Here is a 19,481-nt window from a genome sequence, read left to right on the forward strand (position 1 = left end):
AGGCCAGTCCAACAGCCTTCCTCTTCTATGCAGATACTAACTACCGCCGCCGGGTTGCAAGCCTACACCGAGCAGGCCCGCCAAGCGGGCAAACGCGTGGGCCTGGTGCCCACCATGGGCGCGTTGCACGACGGCCACCTGCAACTGGTGCAAGCTGCCCGCACTGATTGTGACGAGGTGATAGTCAGTATCTTTGTCAACCCAACGCAATTCAACAACGCCGAAGACTTCCGGCTGTACCCGCGGGTGCCGGAGGCTGATGCGGTGCTCCTGGAGCCGGTGGGCTGCACCGCGCTTTTTGTGCCGTCGGTGCCCGAGGTGTATCCGCAGCCCGCAGTGCTGCGGTTCGATTTTGGGCCTTTGGAGCAGGTGATGGAGGGCGCGCACCGGCCCGGCCACTTCAACGGCGTGGCCACGGTGGTGAGCAAGCTCTTTCATTTGGCGCGCCCGCACCGGGCCTATTTCGGGCAGAAAGACTGGCAGCAGGTGACGGTGATTCGCCAGCTGGTGGCCGACTTGTCGTTTGACCTGGAAATTGTGACGTGTCCCACCATCCGGGAGCCTGACGGGTTGGCCATGTCCTCGCGCAACCGCCGGCTCGAGCCCGTGGCCCGCGCCGCCGCGCCGCTGTTGCACCAAGTGCTGCAAGCTGCCGCCGCCGAGGTCCGCCAGGGCGTCTCGCCCAGTGAGGTGATGGCCACCGCTGAAGCGGCCTTGCGCCGCGAGCCGCTCATCACGCCCGAGTATTTCGAGATAGCCGATGCGCAAACCTTGCAGCCGCTGGTGGACTACGCCGCGGGCCGGGACGTGGTGCTGTGCATAGCCGCTCACTTGGGCGGCGTCCGGCTGATTGATAACCTCGTGATAGCGGGCTAGGCGGTACCGGCGGCGCTTTACCTTTGCGGGCTCTTTTGAACAAACAGGATTACGCTACCTAGTTGAAACAGCTTCTCACCATTTTAAAATACGCGCTGTTGCTGGCCCTCTCGGGGGTACTGATGTGGTATGCCGTGCGCGGACAGGACCTGTCGCGAATCGGTCATTATATTGTGACGGCTAATTACTTCTGGCTGGGAATCACCATGGTGCTTTCGGTACTGGGCTACTTTAGCCGGGCCTACCGCTGGCAAATGCAGCTCACAGCCTCGCGGCACAAGGTTCCTTACTGGAATGTGTACCACGCCATGATGGTGGGCTACCTGGCCAATATTGTGCTGCCGCGCATGGGCGAAGTCATTCGCTGCTCGGTGCTGCGGCGCACGAGCGGCGTGCCGGTAGAAGTGTCGTTGGGCACGGTGATAACCGAGCGGGTGATTGACGTGCTGGTGTTGCTGTTGCTGTTGGGGAGTGTTATGCTGTTGGAGTTCAATAAATTCTGGGCCTTCCTGCAAAGCCTGTTTGCCGATAAATACGATTCCCTGGCAGCCAATCGCACGACACTGCTTGCCTTGGCGGGCATTGCCGTGCTGTTGCTTGTCGTATTTGGATATCTGTTGTTTCGCAATCTGGAAAAGCTGCGGCAATACACGCTATTTACCAAAGTAGTGGGCTTCGTGAAAGGACTGTTGGCGGGCGTATTCAGCGTGCGCAAGCTGGAGAACAAGGGCCTGTTTTTGTTGCACACCGCCTTCACCTGGTTGGTGTATTACCTGATGGACTACCTGACGTTCAGGTGCTTTCCCGAAACGTATGGCCTTGACGCCAAAGCTGGCCTGGCGGTGCTCACGTTTGGAGCTTTTGGCATGGCGGCACCGGTGCAGGGTGGCATTGGTGTGTTCCACGTGATGGTACAAAGCACCTTGCTGGTGTATGGAATCAGCAAGGAAGCGGGCATTGCCTATGCGCTGGTAGTACACGGGGCGCAGACAATACTGGTCGTCTTCATGGGAGGCATTAGCTTCATTGCCAGTGCCATCAAATCAGGCAAAATGGCCAAGTCGCTGGCGTCAGTACCAGCTGTTTCCCTTCCTTAGAGCTTCTCCCGATGTGGACAAAAGATAAAATCAGAACCCGGGAGCAACTGCCTGCCACGCTGGCCGAATGGCGGGCACAGGGCCGCAAAGTGGTATTCACCAACGGCTGCTTTGACCTGTTGCACCTCGGCCACGTCGATTATCTGGAGCAGGCCCGGCACCTGGGCGATGCCTTGGTGGTGGGCCTCAATACCGATGCGTCGGTAGGCGCCCTTAAGCCCGGCCGGCCCATTCAGGACGAAGACGCCCGGGCCCGTATCCTGGCCTCGCTGGCTTTTGTAGATGCCGTGGTGCTGTTTGGCGAGCCTACGCCGCTGGCCCTTATTGAACTCGTACAGCCCGATGTGCTGGTGAAAGGCGACGACTACGCCATCGACGGAATTGTGGGGCATGAATTGGTGTTGAGCAGGGGTGGACAAGTGCTGACGGTGCCCCTGGTGCCGGGCTACAGTACTTCCCGCATTATTGCGCGTATACTGGACGTATAGCACTGTACGGCATGTTTTTTGCGTATCGTAAATGCACTAGTTTTAATTAATCAAGATGTAGAAGCTTTCGCTGGTCACCCGCGTAGTAGTACCATTCTCTTTCGTTCTAATACCTCATTGCCATGTACATCATTCTCATTCTGCTCATGCTGGTTAGCTTCGCCATTCAGTGGCGGCTGCGCAGCAAGTTCAAGCAGTACTCGCAGGAAGGCCTCAAAGCCAACCTAACCGGGGCGCAGGTGGCCGAGCTCATGCTCGCCGACCACGGCATCACCGATGTGCGCATCATCAGCACCGAAGGCCGCCTGACCGACCACTACAATCCCACCGACAAAACCGTGAACCTGAGCGAGGGCGTGTACGCCGAGCGCAGCGCCGCCGCCGCTGCCATCGCAGCCCACGAGTGCGGGCACGCCGTGCAGCACGCCACGGCCTATTCCATGCTGCAGTTTCGTTCGGCTATGGTGCCGGCCCTTAGTGCCGTCTCCAGATACATGCCGTGGATTTTGCTGGCGGGCGTATTTATGATTAACCGCAGCATGATTCCGCTGGGCGTGGGCATCGTGCTGTTTTCGCTTACTACCATCTTCTCTTTCGTGACGTTGCCCGTGGAGTTTGATGCCTCGCGCCGGGCCCTGGCCTGGATGGATACGCGTGGTGTGGTAACCACCCAGGAGCACGCCATGGCCAAAGACGCTCTGTGGTGGGCCGCCATGACCTACGTGGTGGCGGCCATTAGCTCGCTGGCCACGCTGCTCTACTACGTGATGATTTTCATGGGCGGTAGTCGCCGCTAGCCAAGGCGCACTCTCATAGTGAAGCCGTCATCCTGCCTGCAGGATGACGGCTTTTTCGTTTCGGCACTTTGTTGGCATTTTTAATATATAATTTATTTAATATAAATTGCCCTTCTTATCAACATCTGTTTCTGATGGCTGCTTGCTTCCCATAATAGCCTAATATTCAACCATCTTTATCTGATTTCACTCATGGCAACGTCTGCCCCGACAGTCCTGGTGGCGGCCGCGCCCACGCTGCATCGCGAGGGTTTGGTGGCCTTGCTCCATGAGCAGTGGCCCCACCTGCAGCTCGTCCTCACCGCCGACGCCACCCAGGTACCCCACCTGGTGTGCCGCCAACCGTACCGTCTGCTCATTGTGGATGTCCTGCTGCCGGGCCTGTGCCCCACATCCCTGCTGACGCAACTGCACCAGGTCCGCCCTACCCAGCGGGTGGCGCTCCTCACCGGGCCGGGGCCGGCTGCCCCCGCAGGCCCTTTGCCCTGGCCTAATACCCGGCTGCTGGTGTCTCGGCAGGCACCTTCCGGGGCGTTGGTGGCGGCCCTGGCGCCGTGGCTGCAGGAATTTGGGGCCCCGGCGGCGGCCCTTGTCTGGCACGGTGCCGGCGGGCGGGCCGGTGTCTTCAGCCCCCGCGAACTGCAGGTGCTGAGCTTGGTGGTAGCCGACCATTGCAACGATGAAATTGCGGATAAGCTGTGCCTGAGCGTGCGCACGGTGGAAAGCCACCGGCGGATGCTATTGCAGAAATCGGGCACGCGTACGCTGGTGGGGCTGGCGGTGCGGGCCGTGCGCGAGGGCTGGGTGGCGTGAACGTATCAGTGCTAGCACTGATGTGGAAGGTGCTGGGAGTGCCGTGCTTTAGCGTCAAGTCAGTGCCGGGATTTGGCAGTGCCAGCCTTATTGCTCATGGAAGAACAATCTGCTTACCGCTCCGCCTCCGCGTCTGACGGTCGAACGCTATATGCGCTTATCATCGGCATCATCGGATTGCTCATCCCGGCCGTACTGATTGGCTTTTTGGCGCATTACAATGCCAGGAATACCGGGCACCCCGCCGTTTTGTGGCGGGCTTCTGAAATAACCGCCGTAGCGGGACTATTCACCAGCATTGTGGGTACGCTCGTGGGCGCGTTTTTGGGGGTGCAGGTAGGCGCCGCGGGCAAGGACTTTGTCGAGAAAACTGCCAGTCAGGCAATCCAAAATGCGGAAGAATTGAAGCGTGAAGTGCAGAAGCTGAGAGAAGAATTAGCATCCAACAAGCCCTCGTAACCACTGACGCAGTTGGTGGTCCGTACGGCCGCCGCAGGGTATTTCAATCCTCTGGTTTTCACTATTACGCCCCTCCAGTATGACACGGTTTCTACTCTTGATGCTCGTGCTGGCTAAGGGCATGGCGGTGCATGGCCAAGGCAATGTGAAGGAAATAACGCCCGCAAAACTGCAGCAGATGCGAAGTGCAGCGGCTGGTAGCGGCGCAGATTCCCAAGTGGTCAATTTGGTGAACAAAGGTGTTGATTTTGGCGTCAGTCTGGGCTTCAATCGGGTTTTCGAGCGCATCTACGACGTTCACGTTTCACCGCTCGACTACAAGCTGAAAGTAACCGATGCGCCTGCGAGCACCTTTCTGCTTTCGATGGGCCTATCGGTGCCGTTGACACGCATCAGAGAGAAGCCTGCCAAAAGCACTTCTGCCCACGTTCGCGGCCGCTATTACCGAAAGCTGACGGAAACCGGGGGGGCTACCAAAACAGTATACTACGTGCCCTACGGATGGAACCTGGTAGCCACGGTAAACCTGCTCACCTTCAACACGGCGGCTACGGGCTCGGTATTCAACAAGCGCATAGATGGCGGGTTGGGCCTCGGCTACCGCATAAACGACGAGCTGCAGTTGGCGGCTACTTTCGAGATGATATCCTACCGGCTGCCGCGTGACTTTTTGATTGACGAGTGCCGGGACAAGCAGGTTATCAGCGCCACGGGCACCCTCATCACCTCCATTTTGCCCGATAACAGCGACTATTATGCTGACCGCTACCTGCCTTCCGTTTCACTAAAGCTGTTTTACCTCCTTGCCTACAAACCGCTGAAGCAATAACGAGGCGGACCAATCCGGCCACACCCCAAACCAGCGGCTGATTGCCTGCGGCTGCGGAGTAGGAACGGCCCCGAAGAGACGTTCATACTCCGCTGCTGATGTGGCCAGTTGTCTCGTGATGAAGTGATTAGTAGGATGCTGTTGGCAGCGATAAGGCCATTATCCCAGCTTCTTGTACCGCACGCGCTTCGGCTCCACATCGCCCAGGCGCTTGCGCTTGGCTTCCTCGTAGTCCGTGAAGTTGCCCTCAAACCATACCACTTCCGAGTCGCCCTCAAAGGCCAGGATGTGCGTGGCCAGCCGGTCCAGGAACCACCGGTCGTGGCTGATGATGACGGCGCAGCCGGCAAAGTTCTCCAGCGCGTCTTCCAGCGCGCGAATGGCGTTTACGTCCAGGTCGTTGGTGGGCTCGTCGAGCAGCAATAAGTTTGCTCCCTGCTTGAGCGTCATGGCCAGGTGCACGCGGTTCTTCTCGCCGCCGGATAGCATGGCTACCTTCTTCTCCTGGTCGCCGCCGCCGAAATTGAACTTGCTCACGTAGGCGCGGGAGTTCACGGGGCGGCCGGCCAGCAGCATGGTTTCGGTGCCGCCCGTGATGGTGTCGAATACCGACTTGCTGCCGTCCAGCGTGTCGTGCTGCTGGTCGATGTAGGCGGTGAGCACCGTGGGGCCCACTTCAAACGTGCCCGCATCGGGCTTCATCTGGTCGGTTATCATGCGGAAAAGCGTGGTTTTGCCCGCGCCGTTCGGCCCGATGATGCCCACAATGCCGCCCTGGGGCAGCGAGAAGCTCAGGTTTTCAAACAGGAGCTTGTCGCCAAAGGCTTTGGTGAGGCCTGCGGCCTCAATCACCTGGGCGCCCAGGCGGGGGCCGTCCGGAATGAACAGCTCCAGCTTCTGTTCCTTGTCCTTGGCTTCCTCGCTGGCCAGCTTGTCGTAATTGCTCAGGCGGGCCTTGCCCTTGGCCTGGCGGGCTTTCGGCGACATGCGCACCCAGTCCAGCTCGCGCTGCAGGGTTTTCATGCGCTTGCTTTCGGTGTTCTCTTCCTGCGCCATGCGGGTGGTTTTCTGCTCCAGCCAGCTGCTGTAGTTGCCCTTCCACGGAATGCCCGAGCCGCGGTCCAGCTCCAGAATCCAGCCGGCCACGTTGTCCAGAAAGTACCGGTCGTGGGTCACGGCTATCACGGTGCCTTTGTATTGCTGCAGGTGCTGCTCCAGCCACAGCACGCTCTCGGCGTCGAGGTGGTTGGTGGGTTCGTCCAGCAGCAGCACGTCGGGCTCCTGCAGCAGCAGGCGGCACAGGGCCACGCGGCGCTTCTCGCCACCCGAGAGGTTGCCGATAATGGCTTCCTGCGCGGGCGTGCGCAGGGCGTCCATGGCGCGCTCCAGCTTCGAGTCCAGGTTCCAGGCATCGAGCTGGTCCAGCCGCTCCTGCACCTTGCCCTGGCGGTCGAGCAGCTTGTCAAAATCCGCGTCTTCGGCCCCGAAGGCCTCGTTGATTTCGTCGTATTCCTTCAGCAGGGCCACCGTTTCGGCCACGCCTTCTTCCACTACTTCGCGCACGGTTTTGGTGGGGTCGAGCTGGGGTTCCTGCTCCAGGTAGCCCACCGAGTAGCCCGGCGAGAACACCACTTCGCCCTGAAACTGCTTGTCGACGCCGGCAATGATTTTCAGCAAACTCGACTTGCCCGAGCCGTTGAGACCCAGCACGCCGATTTTGGCGCCGTAGAAAAAAGAAAGGTAAATGTTCTTGAGAACTTGCTTCTGGGGCGGGTAAATCTTACTCACGCCGGCCATGCTGAAAATGATGGTTTGGTCGCTCATGGGGCTTTCAGGGAATGAAGTAATGAATAGAAAGTCAGCGGCAGTGGCCTTGATACGCACAGCGCTGGTTCAACTCCGGCGCGGTCGCCAGCGGCTGCCGCGCCGGGAGTTGAGGGGCAAAGAACGGCAGGGCTGCACTGCTAAACCATACCTTGCCATTACTCGTCTTCAATTCATCAATCCCCACTTATCGTATTTCTCACCTGCTGCAGTTGTTCATTCGTCTAAGAATACACCAGTTCGTCATGTTTTTAGCGTAAACTTGTAACCCCTTCCCGTTCCACGTTTCAACTGCACCCGTATTCAACACAACTACCCACGAGCTCAATTTAGTATGGAACCAACCGACCCCTTGCTGGCCGAAGCCAAGCGCTACGGCTACGTGGAAGCCGACGGTGTGTGGCTGCGCCCCGTATTGGGCCAGCCAGCCCGCCAGATAGGCCTGGTCAAAGAATCGGACGATGCCGCGCTGCTTTATTTCGCGCACCGTTTTGACGCCCTGGACGCCAAAGTAGACGCTTTGCTCACCAAAATGGAAGCCAGCGACAACAAAGGCTCGTTTCTGATGAAGGCCCTGCACCTCAAAGAACAGCTGCTGACTTACGACGGCCTCGGCGACTTTGACCGGCTGCACCGCCACCTCACCGATGCGGAGGAATCCATTGCCGTGACCGTGGCCCACAACCGCGAGAAGAACCTGACCATCAAACTCGGCTTCATTCAGGAAGCCGAAGCCCTGCGCGACAGCGTGGAGTGGATATCGGCCAGCGAAAAAGTGAAGGACCTGCGCCAGGGCTGGCTCAAAACCGGCCCCGTGGACAAAGAAATGGCCGACAAGCTGGAGCACCGGTTCCAAACGGCCATTCAGGTGTTTTTCGACCGCCGCAAGGAGTTCCAGGCCGATAAGAAGGCCATGAGTTCGCGGGTGCAAAACCGCTACCACGAACTCATTCAGCAGGCCGAAAACCTGAAAGGCTCCGACCAGTTTGAGGCCACTTCCCGCCAGCTCAAGCAGCTGCAGCTGGCCTGGCGCGAGGTGAACGGCTCCCTACCCAAAAAGCAGGCCTCGGAGCTATGGACCCGCTTCCGGGCGGCCAATAACTTCTTTTTTGAGCGGCTAAAAGTGCACATTGCTTCCCAGCAGGTGGCCGGTACTCCCGGCGCGGCAGCCTCGCCCGAGGTGTTGCTCGAGCGCAAACGCGCCCTCGCCAGCCGCGCCGAGGACCTGATGAACATTCCGCCCCAGGAAGCCATTCACCAGGCCAAAGCCCTGCAGGCCGAATGGAAGCAGGTAGGCACCGTGCGCGGCGAAGAGTCGGACCGCATCTGGCAGCGCTTTATGGTGGCCTGCGACAAGATATTTGAGCTCAGCGCCCTGGAGTACCACCTGCGCAAGCGCGTGGGCGGCGAGCCCGCCGCAACCCCCGCCGAGCGGGCCCGGTTCCGGGCCTCGACACTGCGCGAGCTGCTGAAAGACGACCACCAGGAGCTGGAAGTGCTGCGCGACAACTTCGACAAGCTCAGCACCAGCACCGCCAATGACGCCTTCCGGCAGATGCTGCAAACCAAAATTCGGTCGTTTGAACGTAAAATTCGCACGAAAAACGACCTGATTGCTTTATTCAGCCAGCAGGCGCAAGCCGCGGGCTAAACCTTGGGCCAACTTTTGCGTTGTCGATTTCAGCGCATTTTCTGGCTTGTATTTTGACAGGAAACAACTACCTTCGCCAACCTTTTTTTATCCTCCTTACTATGTATTGGACACTCGAACTTGCTTCCTACCTGGAAGATGCTCCCTGGCCCGCCACCAAAGACGAACTGATTGACTTTTCTATCCGCTCGGGCGCGCCCATGGAAGTGGTTGAGAACCTGCAAGCCCTGGAAGACGACGGCCAGCCCTACGAAAACATCGAAGAAGTGTGGCCCGACTACCCCACCAAGGAGGACTTCATGTTCAACGAAGACGAATATTAATAGAGTTGAGAGTTATGAGTTACGAGTTAAATGGTGATATTCCCGACCAACTCATAACTCATAACTCTCAACTCACAACTCCCACGCTCTGCGTGGAAAATCTGGTTGCGGGCTACCCCGGAAGGGTGCTGGTCCGCAACCTTTTTTTGCGCCTGCCCAAACCCGCCTTCGTGGCCGTGGTGGGGCATAATGGCAGCGGTAAAACCACCCTGTTTCGAGTGCTCACGGGGCAGTTGCCCTACCAGGGCAGCGTGCAGCTGCTGGGGCAGGAAGTGCGCGGCCTGCGCCGCGCGGCGCAGGCGGGCCTGCTGGGCTACCTGCCGCAGCGGGGCAGCATTGGCTTTTCCATTTCGGTGCGGGAGCTGGTGGTTATGGGCCGCTACCGCCACCACGGCCTGCTCAGCGCCTACGCACCCGCCGACTACGCCCTGGCCGACGCCGCCCTCGACCGCGTGGGCATGGGGCACCTGGCCCGGCAGGATTTTACCCAGCTCTCCGGCGGCGAGCAGCAGCTGGTGTGGCTGGCCCAGCTCAGCTTGCAGGATGCTCAGCTCTACCTGCTCGACGAGCCCACCCAGCAGCTCGACGTGTACTACCGCCGCCAGGTGTTCGGCCTCATCTACGGCTGGGTGCAGGAGCAGGGCAAAACCGTGCTCTGCAGCACCCACGACCTTGACAACCTGCCCGGGCTGAGCGGTTACTTGCTCAACCTGTCCGAACCGCAACCGCAGCTTCGGCCGCTGTCGCCGCACGCGGTGCAGGCGGCCCGCGAGTGGCTGGAGCAGGCCCCGCGCCGCGCCACCTGAAGCCTTATCGCTGCCCGGGCTTACCGCGTAGCACCTGCCCGATGGAGCGCATGAACGGCCCCGGCGTCACCGAATTCATTACCCGCAGGTTGTCGGCCCAGGAAGTGGTTTCGTCCAGAAAGCGGAAGATGCGTGCCACCGGGTTGCGCTCAAACAGCTCGCGGAAAATGTCCCGCGTGGTTTCGCCGCGCCGTTTCATGATGTCAAGCAGCAGGGTATCAAACAAGTGGAACTGCCACCTGTCGCCGGTAGCATTGGCGGGCGGGTGGCCGGTGCGGGCCAGCGCCTCCACCAGCCGCGCCGAGTGCTGCTGAATGCGCTTGAATGCGTAGCCGGTGCTGGGCTTGGCCCGTCCGCCGCGCGTGCCCAGGTTGACGATGTGGGCCCCCGTGCGGGCAGGCAACGGATGGTCCGTCATCGGAATGGCTCCGATTTCCACGGCTGTAATGCGGTAGTCCTGGCCTGCTAAAGTAGTGGCCAGGTACTCGCGTATGGCGGCCTCGTATTCAGCTTTCGGCAGCGGCGTTTCTGAAAATAACGTGTATTCCACCAAAGCTTTACGGGCCGAAAAAGGAAGCACGTAAATAAACCGGGCCTCGTGGTGCTGCTCACCCCGGAAGTCCATGAATTCCACCACCTCCGGGTTGAAGGCATCGGCATCGGTTTCCACTTCCCATCCCACAAAATGCTGCAACAGGTAGCGGTGCCTCCGCGGCTGCCTGAGCTGCTGCAGATTGGGTGGGCGGCTGTCGAAGGCATAGCGCGCCGTGAAAGTGCCGGCGGTGCTACGGGCCCGCACGCCGGTGGCGGTGTTTTCCAGGCTTTCCACCGTACCGCGCACCTGGTCGAACTGAGAATTTCCCGCCAAAGCCTTGCGCACAAAATGGTAGTAGTCCAGCCCGCGAATCATGCGGTAGCGGTAGGCACCCAGGTCGATTACTTTCTCAAAGCCGGGGCTGCGGAAGGCAATCTGGCGCCATTCGTGGGCCGCGATGCCGTCAAAGGCCATCGGCGTATCCGACCAATAGGACCAGGTGCGGTCGTTCTGGTCCTTGGCGTCGGGCTCAATGAGCAGTACCTTTTTGCCGGCCAGGCGGGGTTCCTGCGCCAGGTGATACGCCAGACTCAGGCCCGCTGCGCCGCCACCCACTATGAGGTAGTCGTATTCTAACACAGGAGCAACGGTTGCTGGCGGCATAAACAAACAGAATAAAGCACGGCGGGCAAAGGCAAAACTACCCACAAAAAAAGCCGCTCCCGAAAGAAGCGGCTTTCCAATGCAATGGTTTCCAAACCAGAAAGCGTCGTCCACAAAATCCGTGAAATCCGCTAAAATCCGAAAAATCCGTGGTCTAGAAGTTTGGCGACAGCAAGTACTTGTGATAGAAATCGTCAATGATTTTCACCGCCTCGCTGGCGTCGTCCACAATCTGCACCAGGTTCAGGTCCTCGGCCGAAATGTTGTTCTCCTCCAGCAGCATCACGTCGTTTACCCACTTAAACAGGCCGTTCCAATACGCCGAACCCACCAGTACGATGGGGAAACGGCTGATTTTCTTGGTCTGAATCAGCGTCATGGCTTCAAACAGCTCGTCGAGGGTGCCGAAGCCGCCGGGCATGCCCACAAATGCCTGGGCGTACTTCACAAACATCACCTTCCGCACGAAGAAGTAATCGAAGTCGATGCACTTGTCCTGGTCGATGTAGATGTTGTGGGATTGCTCGAAGGGCAGCTCAATGTTGAGGCCCACCGACTTGCCGCCCTCGGAGCGGGCGCCCTTGTTGCCGGCTTCCATAATGCCGGGGCCGCCGCCCGTGATAACGCCGTAGCCGTGGCGCACCAGTTTGGCGGCAATTTCCTCGGCCATCTGGTAGTACGGATTGTCGGGCTTGGTGCGGGCCGAACCGAAGATGCTGACGCACGGGCCGATTTTGGACATCTTCTCGAAGCCCTCCACAAACTCGGCCATCACCTTGAAAATCTGCCAGCTGTCGGCGATTTTTATTTCGTTCCAGTCCTTGTCCACGAGGGCCTTGCGCAGGCGCTGCTCGTCTTCCACGGCCATGGCGACCCCACCGTCGGCGTGCCGCACTTCGGTGATGGAGGTGAGCTTGTCGTCGTTGACGTTGGGCTGCTTGATGGTTTTGCCGCTGCCGGCGTTCAGCAAGTCGTCGGAGACTTTGGTCTTGCTGGTTTTTGCTTTTTTAATATCAGACATAATTTCTGTGGGAATTCCTGCCAAAAACAAAATCGCCCCGGCAAAGGGGCGATTAAAAGTAGGGCGTCAAAGATATCAAATTGTAGCGACAATACCGCGCATTGTCGAGGCAAAGCAGTGCCTTGGCTGCAAGTGCAGCCAAGGCACTGCTTTGCCGGCCTGCCCATTGTCAAAATTGGCACATTAGCGCCTTTGAAATCAGCTGCTTACGGCTTATACCAATTGCCGAAGCGCCATCTCAAACGAGCGTTGGGCGATGCCCGTGCTCTGCTCATTTTCCTGGTGTGTGCGCTCCAGGGCCGCCCCAATGATGCGGGAAGTGTCCGCGAAAATGGCCTGGTCGGTGATTTCGGCACCCGTTTCCATGAGGTAGGCAAACACCCGGGCCATGCCGCAGTTGGCAATAAAGTCGGGGACGACGGCCGTGCGCTCGTCGGCAAACACGCCGGTGGGGCCGAAGAATATTTCGGGGTCGGCGAAGGGCACGTTGGCGCCGCAGCTTATCACCTTCAGGCCGCCGGCCAGCAACTGCTCCACCTGCTGGCGGGCCACGAGGCGCGAAGACGCGGCCGGGATAAAAATATCGGCACCCATAGACCACACCCGCTCGTTCACTTCCTCAAATGAAAGCAGATTGTCGGCCGTCAGGGTGTTGCCCTGGCGGGCTAGCAGCAGCGCCCGTATTTCCTCCAGGCCGAAGCCTTCGGCGTTCAGCAGCCCCCCGGCCCGGTCGATGATGCCCACAATGCGCACGCCCTGCCCAGCCAGGTAGTAGGCCGCCGCCGCGCCCACATTGCCCCAGCCCTGAACGATGGCGCGCTGCCCGCGCAGGTTGGTTTGGGGCCAGAGGCGGTAGTAGTGCCGCACGGCCTCGGCTACGCCGTAGCCGGTAATGAGGTCGGCCACGGTGTACTTGCGGGCCAGGTTGGGGGAAAAAGTAGCATCTTCCACCACCTTCACCACGCCTTGCCGGAGCTGGCCCAGTTTCTGAATTTTCTGGGGTTCAGTGGCGTGGTAGTGGCCCGTAACCACGCCTTCCTGCGGGTGCCACAGGCCGTATTCCTCCGTGATGGGGATAACCTCGTGTATCTCGTCTACGTTGAGGTCACCACCAGTGCCGTAGTAGTTTTTCAATAGGGGGAACACGGCGCGGTACCACCGCTCCAGTACCCCGCGCTTGCGCGGGTCCTGCGGGTCGAAGTTGATACCGGACTTTGCTCCCCCAATGGCCGGGCCCGATACCGTGAATTTGACCTCCATGGTTTTGGCCAGGCTCTCTACCTCGCGCTTGTCAAGTCCTTTGCGCATGCGGGTGCCGCCACCGGCCGCGCCGCCACGTAAGGAATTGATTACCACCCACCCTTCGGCTTCGGTTTCCGAGTCTTTCCACTCAAATACGATTTCGGGACGTTTGTTTTCAAACTTGGTAAGAAGGTCGAGCATCAGATAACACAGAGAAAAATGCCTACGAAATAAGGCAACCCAAAGGTAGCAAGTAACCCAACAGTAGGTGAACGCAGGAATTGAGTCCTAGTGATAAATAAGATGGATGTATATCTAGGTATTATGAAATAATTAGCTTGTTCTGCGTATTTTGCACCATGGTAAGGAACTACCTAAGCAGTAATGATGTATTGCGGTTATTATACACTTCTATTGTCTGCCTTCTTCTCTATTTTTTCTACCGCAAGTACAATTAATTTTTCTTCTTCTTTTTAATTATTTCATGAAACCATTGCATTCGCGTGTAGAAGCGCATCAGTTGGACCGTGCCGCGGCTATGCTCAAGGTTCTCTCCCACCCAAAGCGGTTGGCTATCGTTGATTTGCTAGGCAAAGCCAAAGGCAAAGACAGCCAAATGTCCGTTACAGATATCTACCAAGCCCTCGACCTGCCCCAGGCCATTGCCTCGCAGCACCTCATCACCCTCAAAGACCGGGGCGTGCTGAAATCCAGTAAGATTGGTACCAAGATTTACTACTCGCTGGCTGTGCCCCAGTTGCTCAAGGTAATTGATACCTTGGAGGAATATTCCGGCCGTTTGTAAGCTGCTAAAACGAGGGACGGCTCACAGAACCACTCCAACAAGAAAGGGCTCCTTCGAAAGAAGCAGCCCTTTTTTATGCCCCTGGTGCTGCGCTGAACAGCGCATGCAACGCCAGCACCTGCGGCAGCAGCGGTTGCACGTCGTCGTTGGTCAGCACGTGATTGGCGCGCTGCATCTTTTCATCTTCGCTGAGCTGCTTGCTCATAATGGCCTGAATACCAGCAATAGAGCGGTGGGGGTCGCGCCGAAGCACGCGGTCCTGGCGCACCGACAGCGGCGCAAACACGGTAATAATCTGGTCGAGCTGCTTGTAGGAGCCGGCTTCGAAAAGCAGGGCCGCCTCTTTGAGCACGTAAGCATGGCCGGCCTGCTGCTGGACCCCTGCCCAACGCTCAAAATCGGTGCCCACATGCGGGTGCACCAAGGCATTGAGCTGCGCCAGTAGAGGCGGGTTGTTGAAAACGGTGCCGGCCAGCAGCGGCCGGTTGAGGTGTCCCGTAGTGGTGTAAGTAGCTGGCCCGAAGGCAGCCGTGAGCTGCTGGCGCAGCGCTTCGTCGTTCTCCATCAGCCAGCGGGCGCGGGAGTCCGCGTCGTAGATGGGCACGCCCAAGGCCTGAAACAAACGGCTGGCAATGCTCTTGCCGGAGCCAATTCCGCCGGTGATGCCGATGCGTAGCATGGAATGAACTAACGAGTGTTAGAAGAAGCCCGGCGTTGGCCCGGCCTTAGGGCAGTAGCCCGCCGCTTCTGCGTCAGGCTCACCTTTTGTACCGACGCCCGCACCCGGGCCGGCAACTGCAGGGTCACGTCGGTCTCGTCGTCGGTGTCCGACGCGGGCATCTCCGAAGCCGGAATGGGATACGGGTCGGGCAGGTTATTGACCACGCTGGCGGGGCCCCGAAACGTGACGGAGCTCGGCGTGAAACGGGCCGTGTAGTACCGGGCCGAATCGGGCGGCAGGGCCAGGCTGAGGTGGCGCGTGGCGTAGCGGTCGAACGTGAGGCGCAGCGTATCGCCCGACCATTCACTCACCTGCACGCCCTCCATGGCGGTTTCGAGGCCGCGGCGCCAGGCTTCGGCGGGCAGGTAGCGGGTGCCGGGCAGGGGCACGGGCCGCAACACCGCGGGTGGCGTGCCCCAGCCCAGGTTGGCCCGCAGCAGCCGCCAGCCCTGGCCCGTAACGGTCACGGGCAAGGCTTCGGGCAGGGGGCGCAGCGGCAGGTAGCGCACCGAGTCGTACTGCCACGCAATGGGGTAATTCAGGCGGGTGGTATAAGTCTTGTTCAGGGCATTCATTTGCCAGAAAAGACAGGCCGCGAGCAGGCACGCCGTAACGGCCCGGTAGAAGCTGGGTTCCTGGCCCGCGAAGGGGCGCACAAACCAGCTCACCAACCGAGTAGCCCGATGCAGCGGCCCGTCCATGGCTTAGGTCGTGGCTACGGTGTCGGTGCCCGGTTCCTTCTTGGTGCCCACTTCGCGGGCAATGGCCGAGCGGTCGAAGCGCAGCTTGGTGCCACGGTCCACTTCCACCACTACGGTCTCATCGGTGAGGTCCACCACCAGGCCGTGCAGGCCGCCAATGGTGACGATGCGCGAGCCTTTGGCCAGCGACTGCCGGAAAGACTTGGCGTCCGACGCCCGCTTCTGTTGGGGCCGAATCATGAAAAAATACACCACTAGGCCAATGGCCACCGGAAAAAGGAGCTGGGTGTAGTCCATTCCGCCGGTAGCTTGCAGGAGTAAGGTCAAAAACATGGCGTTTGGGTTAGAAGCTGAGATTAAAGAGGATTGACTGCACCCTTGGCCGCATCCGTCAGGATGTTGCCCTTGATGAGAATGGTGGTGATGTTGGGCTGCGTGTTGGCCCGTACTGCCACCTGCTTGCTGACGATGCCCTGCTTGCCACGACTGTCGAATTGCACTTCCATGGTGCCCTGGGCACCGGGGGCCACGGGCTCCTTGGTCCAGCTGGGCGTGGTGCAGCCGCACGAAGAGGTAGCGTCCTCAATCAGCAGCGGCGACTTGCCGGTGTTGGTGAAGGTAAAGGTGTGCCGCACCGAACTGTTGGGCTTGATGTCGCCAAAGTCGAATTCAGACTCCGCGAATTTCATCACGGGAGCGTTCGGGTTGGGCGCTTCGTTTTCGCTCACCACGTTGGGGTTGTCAATGGTGGGGTTGGCCGTGGCGTCGGATGCTGCGTTGGCAGCCGCGTTCATGCCCTCGGCACCCACTTCAACGGTTTTGTCGTTGTTGCAAGCCGAAAGAAGGAGGGAAGCAGCCAGAAGAATTTGGTATTTCATACGAGTAAAAACGCGACCGGGCACGTCTTGGTGAAGGCACAAAAAGTGATGAGATATCTTCAGTAACAGTTGGTTGGGAAGGAGAGTGCCCGTGGCTCTGCCCAGACGAGGCAGCAACCACGGGCATTCCTGCAGCAAGCAACTACAGCTTGGCAATGATGTTTTGGGTAAACTGGCTGGTGTTGGCTTTGCCGCCCAGGTCGCCGGTGCACTCTTCCTGGAGCAGCAGGGTGGCTTCCAGCGCTTTCTCAATCTGGTCGGCCTTGGCGTGCTCGCCCAGGTAGTGCAGCATCATCAGGGCCGAGCGCAGCAGAGCAGTGGGGTTGGCTTTGCCCTGGCCGGCAATGTCGGGTGCCGAGCCGTGCACGGCTTCAAAAACGGCCATGTCGTCGCCGATGTTGGCACCGGCCACCACGCCCAGGCCGCCCACCAGGCCGGCGCAGAGGTCGGAGAGGATGTCGCCAAACAGGTTGGTCGTCACCACCACGTCGAACTGCTCGGGCTTGTTTACGAGCTGCATGCACATGTTGTCGATGATTTTGTCCTCGAACACAATCTGCGGAAACTCAGTCGCGGCTTCTTTGCAGGCGTTGAGCATCAGCGTGCCCGCCATTTTCAGGATGTTGGCTTTGTGCGCCAACGTCACCTTTTTGCGGCCGTGCTTGGCAGCATACGCGAAGGCGGCGCGGCAGATTTTACGCGAGCCCTCCACCGTGATGCGGTTGAAAGAGTCGGCAATGCCCAGCCGCTCGTCCCACACCTCCAGGCCCGAGTACAGGCCTTCGGTGTTCTCCCGAAACAGCACCAGGTCGATGCCTTCGTAGCGGGTTTTGATGCCGGCCGTGGTCTTGCTGGGGCGCACGTTCTGGTAGAGGTCGTACTTCTGGCGCAGCGTCACGTTGATGCTGCGGAAGCCTTTGCCCACCGGCGTGGTAATCGGGCCCTTCAGCGCTACCTTATTCTTTTCCAGGGATTTGAGCAGCGCATTGGGAATCAACTCGCCCGATTGGTCAAAGGTGGTTTGGCCGGCGTTCTGCTCTTCCCACTGAATGGGCACCTGCGCCGCCGTAAAAATATCGGTTACCGCCTTGGTGATTTCGGGACCTATGCCGTCGCCAGGAATAAGGGTTACTAAGTGCATCTTGTTGTTCAGTAGGTGAATGGGTGGCTGGGTGAATGCGTGACTGAGCAAAATGCCTGGAGCCACAACTGGCCCAAGCACTCACGCCTTCACGCCTTCACCCATCCGCCCATTGAAATTAAATCCCCTTGCGGGAATTGATTTGATTGATAAGCTGGTCAACGTCGCCCAGCAGCTGCTCGGCTTTGGACTTGGCGTCGGAAATCACGCGCTGGCCTTCGCTTTTGGCCGAAGACTGGCCGCTGGCTTCGCGGCTGGTCACCAGGCTGTCGGTGAGGTCGGCCAGTACGGAGCGGTACCTTTCCAGTTGGTAGCTGAGCCAGGAACGGGTTTCGGTGCCGGGTTCGGGGGCATAAAGCAAGCCAAGGGCTGCGCCGGTGAGGGCGCCGCCCGCGAAGCATAAGATGCCGGTGGTGGTTTTGCTGGCCATGGTCGTCGGGATGAGAAAGTGGGAATAAGGGTCGGAGGGTTCAACGGCGGGCAGGCCGGTGAAGTTATGTGTGGGGGTAAGCTTCAGCTGGCACCGCAGGGCCGTTCAGTAATCGATAAGTAGCCGGTTTGCTGAACGGCCCTGCGGTGCCAGCTGAAGCTTACCCCACAAACCTACTGGTTATCCAGCAAGCCGCGGCCCGATTTGCGAATGTCGCCACTGGCCGCCAAATCCGTGGCCAGCTTGTCCAGAATGCCGTTTACAAACTGCTTGCTCTTGGGCGTGCTGTACAGCTTGCTGATTTCAATGTATTCATTGATAGTGACTTTCACGGGAATGCCGCGGAAAAGCTGCATTTCGGTGAGGGCCATTTTCAGGATAATCTTGTCGAGCAGGGCCACGCGGTCCACGTCCCAGTTCTGCGCCGAGCTGGCGATGAGCTTCTCCATCTTGTCGTCCTCGATGAGCGTCTGCTTGTAGAGCGTTTCGGCAAATTCGCGGTCGTCGGCCCAGTTGGCCGAAAGGTTCATGAGCTCCTGCTTCTCGTCGGCGCCGAAGGGGAGCATTTTCAGCGTCTTCAGCACCAGGTTACGCACAATGGGCCGGTTTTCTTCCCAGTTCAGGTCGTCGGCTTCCAATTGGCGCGGCAGGGCCTCGCCTTTGAAAACGTAGTCCTTATAGAAGATGCGCAGGATTTCCAGGTCCGCGTCGTAGTCCATGGCGGCTTCGTCGGTGGGCTGGCCGCTCAGGTACTCGCGCAGCGGCCCATCGGCTTTCATTTCCTGCCAGGCCGCGCGCAACGCCTCCACTTCCTCCGCGCCTTCCCAGGCCAGCTTGCGCCGGATGGTCAGGGCCTGCAGCTGCTCGTTGGCCATGAGCTTGGCAATGGCCTTGCTCTGGTGCAGGCGGGTGGCGTCCAGGGCGTTCTCGCTGGGGCCCAGGCGGCGGCGCTCCTCGCGGCTCTGCTCTTCCTCAATCACGCCGAGCAGCGCGGCGGGCAGGTTGAGCAGGTGCAGGTACTGGTCGTGAATGCTTTCGGCGCCCACCAGCAGCTGGCCGCCGTAGAATTCGCCGTCCTTCTTCACTTGGTTTTGAAAAGAAGTGATGGCATCGGCTACGGCGCTGTCCACGGCTTTGTCGTCCGTTTTTTCGGGCTGCTCGCCGGTTTTGTACCACGCGCGCAGTTGGGCTTCGCCCATCTTGCGCTGGCCTTCCAGTTGGCGGCGGTCGGGCGCTTCCTTGGCCGTGAGGTCGGGCTCAAAAGCAGCCGCAATGCGGTCCTGTGCCAGCAGCAAATCGGCTCCCACCGCCTGGTGATAGGAGTAGAGCGACTGCATGACTTTGATACGGAGGAGGCGGCGGTTGAGCATATTTATCTGGT

Annotated in this window: 22 protein-coding genes; 11 read left to right on the plus strand and 11 right to left on the minus strand. The window is 59.4% G+C overall.

From position 1 onward, the window contains the following. Nucleotides 1–27 precede the first annotated feature (27 nt). The 7 genes from panC to BEN47_RS04100 all read left to right on the plus strand — a co-directional run bounded on the left by panC (nucleotide 28) and on the right by BEN47_RS04100 (nucleotide 5,359). A complete protein-coding gene (panC, locus tag BEN47_RS04070; RefSeq protein ID WP_070725387.1) occupies nucleotides 28–876 on the plus strand; it encodes a pantoate--beta-alanine ligase in 849 nt (282 codons plus the stop codon). A 62-nt stretch (nucleotides 877–938) separates the two neighbouring features. Then, complete coding sequence (locus BEN47_RS04075; RefSeq protein WP_083322096.1) at nucleotides 939–1,973, plus strand: lysylphosphatidylglycerol synthase transmembrane domain-containing protein; 1,035 nt, start codon at nucleotides 939–941, stop codon at nucleotides 1,971–1,973. An 11-nt stretch (nucleotides 1,974–1,984) separates the two neighbouring features. Further along, entirely contained in the window at nucleotides 1,985–2,461 is a 477-nt protein-coding gene (gene rfaE2, locus BEN47_RS04080) for a D-glycero-beta-D-manno-heptose 1-phosphate adenylyltransferase (protein WP_070725388.1), read from the plus strand. A 122-nt stretch (nucleotides 2,462–2,583) separates the two neighbouring features. Next, nucleotides 2,584–3,258, plus strand: a complete 675-nt coding sequence (locus BEN47_RS04085) for a zinc metallopeptidase (RefSeq protein WP_070725391.1) — start codon at nucleotides 2,584–2,586, stop codon at nucleotides 3,256–3,258. A gap of 192 nt (nucleotides 3,259–3,450) precedes the next feature. After that, entirely contained in the window at nucleotides 3,451–4,071 is a 621-nt protein-coding gene (locus BEN47_RS04090) for a response regulator transcription factor (RefSeq protein WP_083322097.1), read from the plus strand. Nucleotides 4,072–4,167: 96 nt separating this feature from the next. Beyond that, the gene (locus BEN47_RS04095; RefSeq protein ID WP_070725395.1) at nucleotides 4,168–4,530 is read left to right on the plus strand and encodes a hypothetical protein; all 363 of its coding nucleotides are present in this window, start codon (nucleotides 4,168–4,170) and stop codon (nucleotides 4,528–4,530) included. A gap of 79 nt (nucleotides 4,531–4,609) precedes the next feature. Continuing rightward, the gene (locus BEN47_RS04100) at nucleotides 4,610–5,359 is read left to right on the plus strand and encodes a hypothetical protein (protein WP_125921488.1); all 750 of its coding nucleotides are present in this window, start codon (nucleotides 4,610–4,612) and stop codon (nucleotides 5,357–5,359) included. Nucleotides 5,360–5,518: 159 nt separating this feature from the next. Here BEN47_RS04100 and ettA read toward each other — a convergent pair whose 3' ends face one another. Next, the gene (gene ettA, locus BEN47_RS04105) at nucleotides 5,519–7,183 is read right to left on the minus strand and encodes an energy-dependent translational throttle protein EttA (protein ID WP_070725399.1); all 1,665 of its coding nucleotides are present in this window, start codon (nucleotides 7,181–7,183) and stop codon (nucleotides 5,519–5,521) included. A gap of 334 nt (nucleotides 7,184–7,517) precedes the next feature. On the opposite strand from ettA, the gene BEN47_RS04110 reads away from it, so the two are divergent. The 3 genes from BEN47_RS04110 to BEN47_RS04120 all read left to right on the plus strand — a co-directional run bounded on the left by BEN47_RS04110 (nucleotide 7,518) and on the right by BEN47_RS04120 (nucleotide 9,963). After that, nucleotides 7,518–8,834, plus strand: coding sequence for a DUF349 domain-containing protein (locus BEN47_RS04110; RefSeq protein WP_070725401.1), 1,317 nt, complete (start codon nucleotides 7,518–7,520; stop codon nucleotides 8,832–8,834). A gap of 101 nt (nucleotides 8,835–8,935) precedes the next feature. Continuing rightward, nucleotides 8,936–9,157 (plus strand): DUF2795 domain-containing protein, encoded by a 222-nt coding sequence (locus tag BEN47_RS04115; protein WP_035561220.1) that lies wholly within the window; start codon nucleotides 8,936–8,938, stop codon nucleotides 9,155–9,157. 92 nt (nucleotides 9,158–9,249) lie between these two features. Continuing rightward, a complete protein-coding gene (locus tag BEN47_RS04120) occupies nucleotides 9,250–9,963 on the plus strand; it encodes an ABC transporter ATP-binding protein (protein WP_070725403.1) in 714 nt (237 codons plus the stop codon). A gap of 4 nt (nucleotides 9,964–9,967) precedes the next feature. On the opposite strand, the gene BEN47_RS04125 is transcribed toward BEN47_RS04120, so the two are convergent. The 3 genes from BEN47_RS04125 to BEN47_RS04135 form a co-directional block, all read right to left on the minus strand. Continuing rightward, nucleotides 9,968–11,161, minus strand: a complete 1,194-nt coding sequence (locus BEN47_RS04125) for an FAD-dependent oxidoreductase (protein WP_083322099.1) — start codon at nucleotides 11,159–11,161, stop codon at nucleotides 9,968–9,970. Nucleotides 11,162–11,315: 154 nt separating this feature from the next. Next, nucleotides 11,316–12,029, minus strand: a complete 714-nt coding sequence (locus tag BEN47_RS04130; RefSeq protein ID WP_239691496.1) for an LOG family protein — start codon at nucleotides 12,027–12,029, stop codon at nucleotides 11,316–11,318. A gap of 366 nt (nucleotides 12,030–12,395) precedes the next feature. Continuing rightward, nucleotides 12,396–13,625, minus strand: coding sequence for a Glu/Leu/Phe/Val dehydrogenase dimerization domain-containing protein (locus BEN47_RS04135; RefSeq protein ID WP_070725407.1), 1,230 nt, complete (start codon nucleotides 13,623–13,625; stop codon nucleotides 12,396–12,398). A gap of 283 nt (nucleotides 13,626–13,908) precedes the next feature. On the opposite strand from BEN47_RS04135, the gene BEN47_RS04140 reads away from it, so the two are divergent. Next, nucleotides 13,909–14,229, plus strand: coding sequence for an ArsR/SmtB family transcription factor (locus BEN47_RS04140; RefSeq protein WP_070725409.1), 321 nt, complete (start codon nucleotides 13,909–13,911; stop codon nucleotides 14,227–14,229). A 73-nt stretch (nucleotides 14,230–14,302) separates the two neighbouring features. Here BEN47_RS04140 and coaE read toward each other — a convergent pair whose 3' ends face one another. The 7 genes from coaE to nusB all read right to left on the minus strand — a co-directional run bounded on the left by coaE (nucleotide 14,303) and on the right by nusB (nucleotide 19,470). Beyond that, nucleotides 14,303–14,908, minus strand: coding sequence for a dephospho-CoA kinase (coaE, locus tag BEN47_RS04145; protein ID WP_070725410.1), 606 nt, complete (start codon nucleotides 14,906–14,908; stop codon nucleotides 14,303–14,305). Nucleotides 14,909–14,916: 8 nt separating this feature from the next. Further along, nucleotides 14,917–15,651 carry a YbbR-like domain-containing protein gene (locus BEN47_RS04150; protein WP_125921489.1) on the minus strand — a complete coding sequence of 245 codons (735 nt, stop codon included), beginning with the start codon at nucleotides 15,649–15,651 and terminating at the stop codon, nucleotides 14,917–14,919. 3 nt (nucleotides 15,652–15,654) lie between these two features. After that, nucleotides 15,655–15,984 (minus strand): preprotein translocase subunit YajC, encoded by a 330-nt coding sequence (gene yajC / locus BEN47_RS04155; RefSeq protein ID WP_070725415.1) that lies wholly within the window; start codon nucleotides 15,982–15,984, stop codon nucleotides 15,655–15,657. Between the two features lie 23 nt (nucleotides 15,985–16,007). Continuing rightward, nucleotides 16,008–16,529, minus strand: a complete 522-nt coding sequence (locus BEN47_RS04160; protein ID WP_070725417.1) for a DUF1573 domain-containing protein — start codon at nucleotides 16,527–16,529, stop codon at nucleotides 16,008–16,010. 142 nt (nucleotides 16,530–16,671) lie between these two features. Next, on the minus strand, nucleotides 16,672–17,670 hold the full coding sequence (locus tag BEN47_RS04165) for an isocitrate/isopropylmalate dehydrogenase family protein (protein WP_070725483.1): 999 nt from the start codon (nucleotides 17,668–17,670) through the stop codon (nucleotides 16,672–16,674). 118 nt (nucleotides 17,671–17,788) lie between these two features. Continuing rightward, nucleotides 17,789–18,100 carry a YtxH domain-containing protein gene (locus BEN47_RS04170; RefSeq protein ID WP_070725419.1) on the minus strand — a complete coding sequence of 104 codons (312 nt, stop codon included), beginning with the start codon at nucleotides 18,098–18,100 and terminating at the stop codon, nucleotides 17,789–17,791. 173 nt (nucleotides 18,101–18,273) lie between these two features. Further along, entirely contained in the window at nucleotides 18,274–19,470 is a 1,197-nt protein-coding gene (nusB, locus tag BEN47_RS04175) for a transcription antitermination factor NusB (RefSeq protein ID WP_070725421.1), read from the minus strand. Nucleotides 19,471–19,481: the final 11 nt, after the last annotated feature.

It is taken from the genome of Hymenobacter lapidarius, assembly GCF_001816145.1.
GTDB lineage: Bacteria > Bacteroidota > Bacteroidia > Cytophagales > Hymenobacteraceae > Hymenobacter > Hymenobacter lapidarius.